The organism is Pseudomonas antarctica (assembly GCF_001647715.1).
GTDB lineage: Bacteria > Pseudomonadota > Gammaproteobacteria > Pseudomonadales > Pseudomonadaceae > Aquipseudomonas > Aquipseudomonas antarctica_A.
The window spans coordinates 4010655-4023829 of the sequence record NZ_CP015600.1; the positions used below are offsets into that span (position 1 = coordinate 4010655).

General features: G+C 59.8%; 11 protein-coding genes. 8 read left to right on the forward strand and 3 right to left on the reverse strand.

Annotated elements, in window-relative coordinates:
* Positions 1–65: 65 nt before the first annotated feature.
* Positions 66–1349, reverse strand: a complete 1284-nt coding sequence (locus tag A7J50_RS17920; protein WP_064453015.1) for a Zn-dependent hydrolase — start codon at positions 1347–1349, stop codon at positions 66–68.
* 176 nt (positions 1350–1525) lie between these two features.
* Positions 1526–3013 (reverse strand): NCS1 family nucleobase:cation symporter-1, encoded by a 1488-nt coding sequence (locus tag A7J50_RS17925; protein ID WP_064453016.1) that lies wholly within the window; start codon positions 3011–3013, stop codon positions 1526–1528.
* Between the two features lie 601 nt (positions 3014–3614).
* Here A7J50_RS17925 and hydA point away from each other — a divergent pair.
* From hydA to preA, 3 genes are all read left to right on the forward strand, one after another.
* Positions 3615–5054 (forward strand): dihydropyrimidinase, encoded by a 1440-nt coding sequence (gene hydA / locus A7J50_RS17930; RefSeq protein WP_064453017.1) that lies wholly within the window; start codon positions 3615–3617, stop codon positions 5052–5054.
* A gap of 147 nt (positions 5055–5201) precedes the next feature.
* Positions 5202–6569 (forward strand): NAD(P)-dependent oxidoreductase, encoded by a 1368-nt coding sequence (locus tag A7J50_RS17935; RefSeq protein ID WP_064453018.1) that lies wholly within the window; start codon positions 5202–5204, stop codon positions 6567–6569.
* A complete protein-coding gene (preA, locus tag A7J50_RS17940; RefSeq protein ID WP_064453019.1) occupies positions 6569–7843 on the forward strand; it encodes an NAD-dependent dihydropyrimidine dehydrogenase subunit PreA in 1275 nt (424 codons plus the stop codon). The genes A7J50_RS17935 and preA overlap by 1 nt, the downstream gene beginning before the upstream one ends.
* 121 nt (positions 7844–7964) lie before the next feature.
* Here the strand turns inward: preA and A7J50_RS17945 are convergent, their stop codons facing one another.
* Positions 7965–8585 (reverse strand): TetR/AcrR family transcriptional regulator, encoded by a 621-nt coding sequence (locus tag A7J50_RS17945; protein WP_064453020.1) that lies wholly within the window; start codon positions 8583–8585, stop codon positions 7965–7967.
* Positions 8586–8933: 348 nt separating this feature from the next.
* Here A7J50_RS17945 and A7J50_RS17950 point away from each other — a divergent pair, with 348 nt between their 5' ends.
* From A7J50_RS17950 to A7J50_RS17970, 5 genes are all read left to right on the forward strand, one after another.
* On the forward strand, positions 8934–9797 hold the full coding sequence (locus A7J50_RS17950) for a sensor domain-containing diguanylate cyclase (protein WP_064453021.1): 864 nt from the start codon (positions 8934–8936) through the stop codon (positions 9795–9797).
* Positions 9798–9954: 157 nt separating this feature from the next.
* On the forward strand, positions 9955–10422 hold the full coding sequence (locus tag A7J50_RS17955; protein ID WP_064453022.1) for a GNAT family N-acetyltransferase: 468 nt from the start codon (positions 9955–9957) through the stop codon (positions 10420–10422).
* Positions 10416–10781, forward strand: a complete 366-nt coding sequence (copC, locus tag A7J50_RS17960) for a copper homeostasis periplasmic binding protein CopC (protein WP_064453023.1) — start codon at positions 10416–10418, stop codon at positions 10779–10781. Before A7J50_RS17955 ends, copC begins: the two co-directional genes overlap by 7 nt.
* A 3-nt stretch (positions 10782–10784) precedes the next feature.
* Positions 10785–11642 (forward strand): copper homeostasis membrane protein CopD, encoded by an 858-nt coding sequence (copD, locus tag A7J50_RS17965; RefSeq protein WP_064453024.1) that lies wholly within the window; start codon positions 10785–10787, stop codon positions 11640–11642.
* Between the two features lie 184 nt (positions 11643–11826).
* Positions 11827–13089 (forward strand): OprD family porin, encoded by a 1263-nt coding sequence (locus A7J50_RS17970; protein WP_064453025.1) that lies wholly within the window; start codon positions 11827–11829, stop codon positions 13087–13089.
* Positions 13090–13175 lie beyond the last annotated feature (86 nt).

The following is a 13175-nucleotide window of genomic DNA, read 5'->3' on the forward strand; positions in this document are numbered from 1 at the left end:
AGCTTATCTGTAGCTGATACTCCGCTATCGGGAGCAAGCCCCCTCCCACATTTACTTACGGCATTTCAGGCTGCCCGTTTGCCGCTGGCGATTGCCGCCGAAGCAGCCACCATTGCCCTTAACAACACCGCACACCCTGCCGCCAGGTCATCCGGTGCGGCGTTCTCGATTTCGTTGTGGCTGATGCCGCCTTCACAGGGCACAAAGATCATCCCGGCCGGGCCGAGTTCGGCGACGAAGATCGCGTCGTGCCCTGCCCCGCTGACGATGTCCATGTTCGACAGCCCCAACCCATTCGCCGCGTCACGCACAGCGTCCACGCAGCCTTTGTCGAAATACAGCGGCGGGAAGTCGGCGGTGGGTTCCATTTCAAAACTCAAGCCGTGCTTGGCGCAGGTGTCGTCAATCACCTTGCGCACCTCGGCAATCATCGAATCCAGCCGCGTCGGTTCCAGATGACGAAAGTCCAGGGTCATGCGCACTTCACCCGGGATCACATTGCGCGAGCCAGGATAGGCCTGCAAACAACCCACGGTGCCGCACGCATGCGGCTGATGCCCCAACGCCGCCGCATTCACGGCAGCCACCACTGCTGCCGCGCCCACCAGAGCATCCTTGCGCAGGTGCATCGGCGTCGGCCCCGCATGGGCTTCAACGCCGCGCAGTTTGAGGTCGAACCACTTCTGCCCCAAGGCCCCCAACACCACGCCGATGGTTTTCTTCTCATCCTCAAGAATCGGGCCTTGTTCGATATGGGCCTCGAAATAGGCGCCGACCTTGTGCCCGCTCTCCGGCCGCGTGCCCGCATAGCCAATCGCATTCAATGCATCGCCCACGCTGACTCCGTCCACGTCGACTTTGGCCAGGGTATCGGCCAGGGTGAATTTCTCGGCGAATACGCCCGAGCCCATCATGCACGGCGGGAAGCGCGAGCCTTCCTCGTTGGTCCACACCACCACTTCCGGCGGCGCCTCGGTTTCGACGTTGAGGTCGTTGAGGGTGCGCAGCACCTCGACACCTGCCAACACGCCGAAGCACCCATCGAATTTACCGCCCGTGGGCTGAGTATCGATATGGCTGCCGGTCATCACCGGTGGCAGGTTGGGATTGCGTCCCGGGCGGCGCGCGAAGATGTTGCCGATGCCGTCGACGGTCACGGTGCAACCGGCCTCCTCACACCACTGCACGAACAGATCGCGAGCCTTGCGATCAAGGTCGGTGAGGGCCAGGCGGCATACGCCGCCCTTGGGCGTTGCGCCGAGCTTGGCCAGGTCCATCAGGGATTGCCACAAGCGGTCGCGGTTGATGTGCTGATGGGTGGATTGCAGAACGTCCAGGGCAGCGTTCATGGGGATCTCCTCAGGCTACATTTCTTATGAGTTGACTCGATTCCAGCACTGGAATGAGGTCATCCATGTGGGAGCGGGCTTGCTCGCGAATGCAGTCTGTCAGCGACTGATGTGCTGACTGACTCATTGCTTTCGCGAGCAAGCCCACTCCCACATTTGGCTTGCATTTCAACCTTTTATAGCGGTGTTTTCAGCGCCACCGCGCTGGCTCTGCGCTTGGCATTCAGCCCGTAGTACAACAAACCGCCCAACGCCGAACCGGTGAACCAGCCGTAGCTGTAGAACCAGCTGAAGGCATCGCTGCCCAACGACAACAGGGTCAGCACCACCGGCACGCCGAAGGCGACAAAGCCACTCCAGTTCCACGCCGGGTACACGTCATCGCGGTACAGGCCGGCCAGGTCCAACTGCTGTTTGCGGGTGATGAAGTAGTCCACCACCATGATCCCGGCAATCGGCCCCAAGAGGCTTGAGTAACCCAGCAACCAGTTGGAATAGACGGTCTCCAGGCTGACATTCGAAACGATCAGCCCGAGTTTTTTCAGCAGCTCATGCCCCATCAGCGCCAGACCGACCAGACCGGTAAGTATCACCGCCGTGGTGCGATTGATCAGCTTGGGCGCGATGTTCTGGAAGTCGTTGGTGGGCGAGACGATGTTGGCTGCGGTGTTGGTGGACAACGTGGCGATGATGATCAGCAGCATGGCAATGGCCACCCACACCGGGCTCTGGATATGCCCGATCAGCGTCACCGGATCAGAGACGCTGACACCCACCAGTTTCACCGACGCGGCGGTCATGATCACGCCGAGGGCGGCGAACAGGAACATGGTCAGCGGCAGGCCGAAAATCTGCCCGAGGATCTGGTCCTTCTGGCTTTTTGCGTAGCGGCTGAAGTCTGGAATATTCAGCGACAAGGTGGCCCAGAAGCCCACCATCGCAGTCAGCCCCGCCATGAAGTAGCCGGTGAGACTCGCGCCTTCGGGGCGCTTGGGTGGAATCGCCATCAACTCGCTGAGCGATACATTCGGCATCGCCCAAACCAGCAGGCCAATCCCCACCGCCACCAACAACGGCGCCGACAGCGTTTCCAGGCGCTTGATCGACTCGGCGCCGCGCAGCACCACCCACAAATTCAGGGTCCAGAAAATCATGAAGCCGATCACTTCACCGGTGCCGCCGAGGGCTTTCCAACCCTCGAAAATCGAGCCCAGAAACAGGTGAATCGCCAACCCGCCAAACATCGTCTGAATACCAAACCAGCCACACGCCACCAGCGCCCGAATCAGACACGGCACGTTGGAACCGAGAATGCCAAAGGAGGAACGCAGCAATACCGGAAACGGAATGCCGTACTTGGTGCCGGGAAACGCGTTAAGGGTCAGCGGAATCAGCACCACGATATTGGCCAGCAGGATCGCCATCAGTGCCTCGCCCACCGACAACCCGAAGTAGGCGGTGAGCACCCCGCCCAACGTATAGGTGGGCACGCAAATCGACATCCCGACCCACAGCGCGGTGATGTGCCATCTGTTCCAGGTGCGTTCGTGCACCTTGGTCGGTGCCATGTCGTGGTTGTAGCGAGGGCTGTCGAGGACGTCGGGGCCGGCGTCGAGTTCGTACAGGCCGTTGCGCTCAATGACTTGCGATCTGTTCTGTTGCATGGCCGCTCCACGGTTTTTTCGAATTATTTTTGCTCACCCCACGCTAAGTGCGGGGTGGCCGGAGTACCTCGTAAACAACATGACATCACGGGTCCGGCCAGCCGCCACTGCACTCAATAACCGTGCCGACAACCGCCCCTGAACCCGCACCGCTTATATAACCTGCTGATGTTTATCAGCTTTATTTCCTTACCCGATTGCCCCCTCGATACTGTCCGCGCGACTCAGGCTAAATAACGCAGACGTTGTCCGACGCCTCAGGGCTCAATCTGGTGCAACACAATTATTTTTATTTCCCGCCCTCGTCAAGGGGCATGTCTCAAGCGTCTGATTTGCAATAAGAAATGTTGCTCAAATTGATAACCTGTCAAGTGCGTCAAAATGGTGAGAGGTCGCTACATTTTGGTGATTTATGTTTTTTATTCTTATTAATCAATAGTTTAAATACGATATAAGCTTATAAAAAATGTTCTTGCTCATTATAAAAACTCGGGCTAGTTTCTATTCCTGTCACCGATGACAGGTTTTAACCGACCATCGGCATGCAGCACTACAACACTTAGAACTGGCACAAGCCGGTCAAGCCTGTGAGGAACTCGACATGTCGCTGTTGATCCGTGGCGCCACCGTTATTACCCATGATGAAAGTTACTGCGCCGATGTTTTATGCGCAGGCGGTCTCATTCGCGCTATTGGCACGGGGCTGGATGTTCCCGCCGGCACTGAGGTACTCGACGGCAGCGGCCAATACCTGATGCCCGGCGGCATCGACCCCCACACCCATATGCAATTGCCCTTCATGGGCACCGTGGCCAGTGAGGACTTTTTCAGCGGCACGGCGGCAGGCCTTGCAGGGGGCACCACGTCGATCATCGATTTCGTGATCCCCAACCCGCAGCAGTCCTTGATGGAAGCCTTTCACCAGTGGCGCGGCTGGGCGGAAAAATCCGCTTCCGACTACGGCTTCCACGTGGCGATCACGTGGTGGAGCGAGCAAGTGCGCGAGGAAATGGCCGAGCTGGTCAGCCACCATGGCATCAACAGCTTCAAGCATTTCATGGCCTACAAGAACGCGATCATGGCGGCTGACGACACCCTGGTCGCGAGCTTTGAACGTTGCCTGGAATTGGGCGCAGTGCCCACCGTGCATGCGGAAAACGGCGAGTTGGTGTACCACCTGCAACGCAAGTTGATGGCCCAGGGCTTCACCGGGCCGGAAGCGCACCCGCTGTCGCGCCCGTCCCAGGTGGAAGGTGAAGCGGCCAGCCGCGCGATCCGCATCGCCGAGACGATCGGTACGCCGCTGTACCTGGTGCATGTATCAACCAAGGAAGCACTGGACGAAATCACCTACGCCCGTGGCAAGGGCCAGCCGGTGTACGGCGAAGTGCTCGCCGGCCACTTGCTGCTGGACGACAGCGTCTACCAGCACCCCGACTGGCAAACCGCTGCGGGCTACGTGATGAGCCCGCCATTCCGCCCGCGCGGGCACCAGGAAGCGCTGTGGCACGGCCTGCAATCGGGCAACCTGCACACCACCGCCACCGATCACTGCTGCTTCTGCGCCGAGCAAAAAGCCGCCGGTCGCGACGATTTCAGCAAGATCCCCAACGGCACTGCCGGTATCGAAGACCGCATGGCGCTGCTGTGGGATGAAGGCGTGAACACCGGGCGCTTGTCGATGCAGGAGTTTGTCGCGCTGACGTCGACCAATACCGCAAAAATCTTCAACCTCTACCCGCGTAAAGGTGCGATACGCGTGGGAGCCGATGCGGATCTGGTGCTGTGGGACCCCCAGGGCACGCGCACGATTTCCGCCAAGACCCACCACCAGAACGTCGACTTCAACATCTTCGAAGGCAAGACCGTGCGCGGCGTGCCGAGCCACACCATCAGCCAGGGCAAGCTGGTCTGGGCCGATGGCGATTTGCGCGCCGAACGCGGTGCCGGCCGCTATGTGGAACGACCTGCGTACCCGTCGGTGTTTGAGCAGTTGAGCAAGCGGGCGGAGCATTCCAGGCCCACTGCCGTGAAACGCTGAGACCGCCAATCGCGGGCAATCCCGCTCCCACATTTGATCGGGTTCACACATTCCAAATGTGGGAGCTGGCTTGACTGCGATGGCGCCAGCACAGGCAACAAAGATGCCCGCTAGAGGCAATCCAAAAAAAACCGTGAGGCCAAAACCGTGATCCAGACCCTGACCCACCTCCCCCATCCCCACGAAGATGGGGCGACTCTCGCCAGCCATTTCACCGACCTGGCGCCGCCGTTCAACGCCCGCCAGGCCCAATTGGAAGCCTCGCGCTGCCTGTATTGCTACGACGCGCCCTGCGTGAATGCGTGCCCCAGCGAGATCGATATCCCGTCGTTCATCCGCAATATCCACACCGAAAACGTACAGGGCGCGGCGCAGAAAATCCTCTCGGCGAATATCCTCGGCGGCAGTTGCGCGCGGGTGTGCCCCACCGAGATCCTGTGCCAGCAAGCCTGCGTGCGTAACAACGCCGAAGAATGCGCGCCGGTGCTGATCGGCCTGCTGCAACGCTACGCCATCGACAACGCGCACTTTAGCGAACACCCGTTCCAACGCGCTGCACCGACCGGCAAACGCATCGCCGTGGTCGGCGCCGGGCCGGCGGGTTTGGCGTGTGCCCATCGCGCCGCCTTGCACGGCCACGACGTGGTGATTTTCGAAGCCAGGGAAAAAGCCGGTGGCCTGAATGAATACGGGATCGCCAAATACAAACTGGTCGATGACTTCGCCCAGAAGGAACTGGATTTCCTCCTGCAGATCGGCGGCATCGAGATCCGCCACGGCCAACGCCTGGGCGACAACCTGACCTTGAGCGAACTGCACCAGCAATTCGATTCGGTGTTCCTCGGCCTGGGCCTCGCCGCCAGCAAACAGCTCGGCTTACCCCACGAGGACGCCCCCGGCCTGCTCGCCGCCACCGACTATATTCGCGAACTGCGCCAGGCCGATGACCTCTCGCAACTGCCTCTGGCCGACCGCTGTATCGTGCTTGGTGCGGGCAATACCGCCATCGACATGGCCGTGCAAATGGCCCGTCTCGGGGCCCGCGACGTGAACCTGGTGTACCGCCGTGGCCTTGCCGACATGGGCGCCACCCAGCATGAACAGGACATTGCCAAAGCCAATCAGGTGCGGCTGCTGACCTGGGCCCAGCCCGATGAGGTCTTGCTCGATGATCAGGGCCACGTACGCGGCATGCGCTTTGCCCGTACACGCATGGAAAACGGTCGACTGCAGCGCACTGGCGAGACCTTCGAGCTGGCCGCCGACGCGATCTTCAAAGCCATCGGGCAAGGTTTCGATAACGAGGCGCTGCACGACCCACTGGCCCAGCAACTGCACCGCGTGGGCGAAAGAATTTTCGTCGACGAACACCTGCGCACCAGCATTCCCGGGGTATACGCCGGCGGCGATTGCGTCAGCCTCGGTCAGGACCTCACGGTACAAGCGGTGCAACACGGCAAACTGGCCGCCGAAGCCATGCACGCCCAACTCATGCTGAATGTGGAGGCTGCGTAATGGCCGATCTCTCGATTGTGTTCGCCGGTATCAAAGCCCCCAACCCGTTCTGGCTGGCCTCCGCGCCGCCCACCGACAAGGCCTACAACGTGGTCCGCGCTTTCGAAGCGGGCTGGGGCGGCGTGGTGTGGAAAACCCTCGGTGAAGACCCGGCGGCGGTCAACGTGTCGTCACGCTACTCGGCGCATTACGGCGCCAACCGTGAAGTGCTGGGCATCAACAATATCGAGCTGATCACCGACCGTTCCTTGGAGATCAACCTGCGGGAAATCACCCAGGTCAAAAAGGACTGGCCCGACCGCGCGCTGATCGTGTCGTTGATGGTGCCCTGCGTTGAAGAATCCTGGAAAAACATCCTGCCGTTGGTGGAGGCCACCGGCTGCGACGGCATCGAGCTCAACTTCGGCTGCCCCCACGGTATGCCCGAACGTGGCATGGGCGCGGCGGTGGGCCAAGTGCCGGAGTATGTGGAACAGGTGACGCGCTGGTGCAAGACGTATTGCTCGCTGCCGGTGATCGTCAAGCTCACGCCGAATATCACCGACATTCGCGTGGCCGCGCGGGCTGCATATCGCGGGGGTGCGGATGCGGTGTCGTTGATCAACACCATAAACTCCATCACCAGCGTGGACCTTGAACGCATGGTCGCCCTGCCGATAGTCGGCACCCAAAGTACCCATGGCGGTTATTGCGGCTCGGCGGTGAAGCCGATCGCCTTGAACATGGTCGCGGAAATCGCTCGCGACCCACAGACCCAGGGCCTGCCCATTTGCGGGATTGGCGGCATCGGCAACTGGCGCGACGCGGCGGAATTCGTCGCCCTGGGTTGCGGCGCAGTGCAGGTGTGCACGGCTGCGATGCTGCATGGGTTTCGAATTGTCGAGGAGATGAAGGATGGGCTGTCGCGGTGGATGGACAGCCAAGGCTACACAAGCTTGCAGGAATTTTCCGGGCGGGCGGTGGGCAATACCACGGACTGGAAGTACCTGGACATCAACTATCAGGTGATCGCCAAGATTGATCAGGCCGCGTGTATTGGCTGCGGACGTTGCCATATTGCCTGTGAGGACACGTCGCACCAGGCCATCGCCAGCTTGAAACAGGCGGATGGCACGCACAAATACGAAGTGATTGACGATGAGTGCGTGGGCTGCAATTTGTGCCAGATCACCTGCCCGGTGGCCGATTGCATTGAGATGGTGCCGATAGAGACGGGTAAACCGTTTTTGAATTGGACGCAAGACCCGCGTAATCCTTACCGGGAGGCGGTGTAGCTTCTTGGACCGCCTTCGCGAGCAAGCCCGCTCCCACATTCGACTGCACTGCTTCAAACAAAACGCGGTCAACTGTGGGAGCGGGCTTGCTCGCGAAGGGCCCTAAGCCTCACCACACCTCTTAAGGCTCCAACCCAATCCCCCGCAGAATCACCCCCGTCACCGTCTGGATCGCTTTCTCAAACTGCATATCCGACAACGGCTGGTGATCATTCAGAATTTTCACCTGGTGATCAAAGTCCGCATAGTGTTGGGTCGACGCCCAAATCATATACAGCAAGCTCGACGGCTCCACTGGCAGGATGCGTTTGTCCTCGACCCACTGGCGAATTTTCGCTTCCTTCATCTTGGCCCAGTCATACAGGCTTTCGTCCAGCGCCTCACCCAGTGTCGGCGCGCCGTGGATGATTTCATTGGCCCAGACTTTCGAGCCATACGGCCGCGTACGCGAGCGCTGCATCTTGGCGCGGATGTAGCTGCTGAGCACCACCCGTGGGTCATCGAAGGTTTCAAAGCTCAGGGCATCCTGCTTCCACAGCTCCAGCAGGTCGAACAGCACCGCGCTGTACAGCTCGCTTTTGGTGGTGAAGTAGTAATGCAGGTTGGAGCGCGGCAGTTGCACCTCTTCGGCGATGTCAGCCATGGCGGTGCTGCCATAGCCTTTCTCAGCGAAGATTTTCTCCGCCGCCAGCAGGATTTTTTCGACGTTGACCCGACGAATGCTGATCTTGTGATTGCCCATAGATGCTGGAAGCCCACTCACTGTTATATGCAATTTACCTTCGACACTTCAAACCCCTACCGCTCTTGCTCTGCGCGTTCCCACGAACGTGTGCGCCGCGAGCGTTATAAGCGTGCTGTAAAGGCATCGCGTGATGAATGCCCTCCATCACATCACGAACCGCCTCATTAGGCTACACGCCATCATGAGGTGCCGAGCAGATCGCTCGACTGCGCAACGGTGGCGCTGGCCTTTGAACGCCGTTGATCGACAGATCGGGCTTGGCGCCTGAAAGTCTGCAGGATTCCTCGGCAACGTCCTTCGCGATCGGGCTATGATCGGCGAATCTGAACCGGACGCTCCTGACCTATGGCCGTTGACCTGCAAGCCCTCTATCCAAAGTTGATACACCTGATGCTGGACACGGTGTTCGTGGTCGACAGCGATAACCTGATCGTCTTTGTGAGTGATGCCTGTGAAGCGCTGCTCGGTTACCGTGCCGACGAACTGACCGGCACACTCATTACCGACTACATGCACCCAGAAGAACTGCCGCGCACCCGGGCCTCGATCGTGCGGGTCATGAACGGCCAGCCTCACGTCGACTTCCGCAACCGCTATATCCGCAAGAACGGCAGTGTCGTACATATCCTGTGGGCGGCATTCTGGTCCGAAGAAGTCGGTGCGCGGATCGGTGTTGCGAGGGACGTAACGGCCCTCACACAGGCTGAGGAAGAGTTACGGTTCCTTGCCCATCATGATCCGCTGACGGCCCTCACCAACCGCTCACTGTTCAATGATGGGCTGGCGTCGGCCCTGCAAGCAGCACAGCGCCACACCACCACGTTTGCGTTGCTGTTTCTGGACGTCAATGACTTTAAGGGCATCAACGACGTGCATGGCCATGCCGTGGGCGATCGGGTGCTCTGTGTGATCGCACGACGGCTGGAACGCTGCGTACGCGAGAGCGACCTGGTGGCCCGGATGGGCGGGGATGAATTCACGGTGCTGCTGACGGATATCCAATCGCAAGAAGCTGTTTGCGCGAAAGTGGCGCAGATACTCGCGGTCATGGCCGAACCGCTGGGCGCCGAGTTTGACGGGGTAAAAATGCCGTCTTGCAGTGTGGGTGTGGCGTTTTATCCGGCGAACGGTGAGGACGCCGATACGCTGCTCAGCCACGCAGACAGCGATATGTACCGGATAAAAAGGCAGCGCTTTGCCGTGAAGTGACGAACTTCGCGCGGGGCGATCCTCCGACAGCTCCATGGCCTCAAGACTGACGTCGGCTCAGGATCAAGGCGACCGGGCATAATGAAACTTCTTACGCGAACCTTTCCCCCCAAAAACGGATTGGTTAGGATCGCGATCCCCATGAAGGATCATTGCAATGACTACTCGACCTCGCGTGGCCGCCGACGACACCGTGCTGGGAGCACTGTGGGAGCGCTCGGTACGGGCCACCCATGACTTCCTCACTGAGGACGACATTCAACGTTTACTGCCCCTGGTACGCGACACCTACCTGCCGATGCCTGCCATCGACGTGTGGGTGTTCGAGGATAACGCAGGCATCGCCGGTTTTATCGGCACCGGCGGGCACACTGTGGAAATGCTGTTTATCGACCCCGACCGCCGTGGCCAGGGCATCGGCCGGCAATTGCTCGACCATGCCCGCGCACGCCTCGGCACGCTGATCGTGGACGTAAACGAACAAAACCCGCAGGCCGTGGGGTTCTACCTGCACTATGGTTTTATCCAGGTCGCGCGCTCGCCGCTGGATGGCGAGGGCAAACCCTTTCCTGTGCTGCACATGGCATTACCGACTCCCTCCACTGAAGGTACTGAACAATGTTGATCAAGAAAGCCCTGACCACCGTCACTCTGCTCGCTTCTCTGCTGGGCGCCTCGGCGGCATTTGCCCATGCCCACCTGAAAAGCGAAACGCCCGCCGCCGACAGCACTGTCGCAGCGCCCGCTGACGTGCGCCTGACCTTCAGCGAAGGCGTCGAAGCAACCTTCACCAAGGTGTCCCTGAGCAAGGACGGCACCGAAGTCGCGGTCAAAGGCCTGGAAACGCCCGACGCCGACAAGAAAACCCTGGTGGTGACGCCTGCCGCCCCACTGGCCGCCGGCACCTACAAAGTGGTGTGGAACGCGGTGTCGGTCGACACCCACAAGAGCAACGGTGAATACAGCTTCAAGGTCGGCCAATAACCCATGGCGACCCTGCTGGTGCTGTGCCGTTTCCTGCATTTCATCGTCGTGCTGTTGATGTTCGGGGCCTGTGTGTTCAGGCCCTGGCTCTTGGGCGCTGAACCGCAGCCGACACTGGACCGGCAACTGCTGCGCATCACCCGTGCCTTGGCGTGGCTGGGGCTGGGCTCCGGCGTGGCCTGGTTGCTGTTAATCACGGCGAGCATGGCCGGCAGTTGGGATGCGGCCCTGCAACCGGCAACCGTGCAATTGGTGCTGGGCAAAACCTTTTTCGGCCAGGTGTGGGTCTGGCATTTATTGCTGAACCTGCTGCTGGTAATCGTGTTGATCAAACCCTGGCCGGTAGTGCGCCTGCCGGTGAGCGCACTGCTGCTGGCGACGCTGGCCCCCATTGGCCACGGCGCCATGCTCAATGGGCTGAGCGGGCAATTGCTGATTCTGAACCAGGTGGTGCATTTAGTCTGCGTCGGTGCCTGGCTCGGCGGGCTGTTGTTGCTGGTGTTGATCCTCAGGCAGTCACAAGCGCGCGTGCTGCAACCTATCCTCCAACGCTTCAGCGGCGTGGGTTACGCCCTGGTCGCCGGCCTGCTGGTGACGGGTTTGATCAACGTGCGCGTGCTGACCGGGCAGCTGTGGCCCACGCCGCTGTTCAACGGGTTTGCCCTGATTCTGTTGATCAAAGTGCTGCTGGTGCTGGGCATGTTGGCGCTGGCGCTGCTGAACCGGCTACGCATCGAGCATTGCGAGCAACGGCTGGGGAGCTTGAAGGCCAGCGTGATGCTGGAAGGGCTGTTAGGCGTTTGTGCAGTCGCCGCTGTTTCCCTGCTTGGCACCCTTCCTCCGATGGTGATGGCCGGCTGAATTCACGGCACGCTCAAGCCCACGTCGATTACCCACACTGACGCGCCCACTTCAGACCGATCAACACGAAGTCATCGTATAACTTCTGCTTGACACCCCGCGAAAACCCCGCAAATATCTCGCCAAATGTTGTACGACGACGTACGACAAATAATAAAAACAACAAACGAAACGGAGCCTCACTGTGAGTCAATTCGCCCGCAATTCCTCCTCACGTATCGGCCTTATCGGTCTAAGCAGCCTGGCGTTCACTCTTCCCCTCAACGCCCAGGCCGACGGTTTTATCGATGACGCCACGGCCACGCTCAACCTGCGCAACGCCTACTTCAACCGTAACTTCACCAACCCGACCTATCCCCAGGCCAAGGCCGAAGAGTGGACGCAGAACTTCATCCTCGATGCCAAATCGGGCTTCACCCAGGGCACCGTGGGTTTCGGGCTTGATGTGTTGGGGCTGTATTCGCAGAAGCTCGATGGCGGTAAAGGCACCGGGGGCACCCAACTGCTACCGATCGGCAGTGACGGCCGCCCCGCTGACAATTTCGGGCGCCTGGGCGTGGCGCTGAAAACCAAACTGTCGAAGACCGAATTGAAAGTCGGCGAATGGATGCCGGTGCTGCCGATCCTGCGTTCGGACGATGGTCGCTCCCTGCCCCAGACCTTTCGCGGTGGCCAGGTTACCTCCAATGAAATCGCCGGGCTGACACTCTATGGCGGGCAGTTTCGCAGTAACAGCCCGCGTAACGATGGGAGCATGGAAGACATGTTCATGAACGGCAAAGCCGCGTTCACCTCCAACCGTTTCAATTTCGGCGGCGGCGAATACAGCTTCAACGACAAGCACACTCAAGTCGGCGTGTGGTACGCCGAGCTGAGCGATATCTACCAGCAACAGTTTTTCAACCTGACGCACAGCCAGCCCGTGGGCGACTGGACCCTGGGCGCCAACCTCGGTTACTTCAACGGCAAGGAAGACGGCAGTGCCCTGGCCGGAGACTTGAACAACAAGACCCTCTCCGCACTGCTCTCGGCCCGATACAACGGCAACACCTTCTATGTGGGCTTGCAGAAACTGACCGGCGATAGCTTGTGGATGAGGGTTAATGGCACCAGCGGCGGCACCCTGGCCAACGACAGCTACAACTCCAGTTATGACAACGCCAGGGAAAAGTCCTGGCAAGTGCGCCATGACTTCAACTTCGTAGTGCTCGGCATTCCCGGGCTGACCATGATGAACCGCTATATCAGCGGCAGTAACGTACACACCGGTGCGATCACGGATGGCAAGGAATGGGGCCGCGAATCGGAACTGGCCTACACCGTGCAGAGTGGCGCGTTGAAGGATTTGAACGTGCGCTGGAGGAATTCGACCCTGCGTCGGGATTTCAGCAACAATGAATTCGATGAAAATCGGATCTTTATCAGTTACCCGATTTCCTTGTTGTAACTCGGTCAATGTGGGAGCTGGCTTGCCTGCGATAGCGGTGTATCAGTAACCGCAATATCAACTGACCGACCACCATCGCCAGCCAG

What these genes read in the sequence shown, in the direction of transcription:
- A7J50_RS17920 (WP_064453015.1), bottom strand. Translation starts at nt 1,349, where the DNA reads ATGAACGCTGCCCTGGACGTTCTGCAATCCACCCATCAGCACATCAAC.
- A7J50_RS17925 (WP_064453016.1), bottom strand. Translation starts at nt 3,013, where the DNA reads ATGCAACAGAACAGATCGCAAGTCATTGAGCGCAACGGCCTGTACGAA.
- hydA (WP_064453017.1), top strand. Translation starts at nt 3,615, where the DNA reads ATGTCGCTGTTGATCCGTGGCGCCACCGTTATTACCCATGATGAAAGT.
- preA (WP_064453019.1), top strand. Translation starts at nt 6,569, where the DNA reads ATGGCCGATCTCTCGATTGTGTTCGCCGGTATCAAAGCCCCCAACCCG.
- A7J50_RS17945 (WP_064453020.1), bottom strand. Translation starts at nt 8,585, where the DNA reads ATGGGCAATCACAAGATCAGCATTCGTCGGGTCAACGTCGAAAAAATC.
- A7J50_RS17950 (WP_064453021.1), top strand. Translation starts at nt 8,934, where the DNA reads ATGGCCGTTGACCTGCAAGCCCTCTATCCAAAGTTGATACACCTGATG.
- A7J50_RS17955 (WP_064453022.1), top strand. Translation starts at nt 9,955, where the DNA reads ATGACTACTCGACCTCGCGTGGCCGCCGACGACACCGTGCTGGGAGCA.
- copC (WP_064453023.1), top strand. Translation starts at nt 10,416, where the DNA reads ATGTTGATCAAGAAAGCCCTGACCACCGTCACTCTGCTCGCTTCTCTG.
- copD (WP_064453024.1), top strand. Translation starts at nt 10,785, where the DNA reads ATGGCGACCCTGCTGGTGCTGTGCCGTTTCCTGCATTTCATCGTCGTG.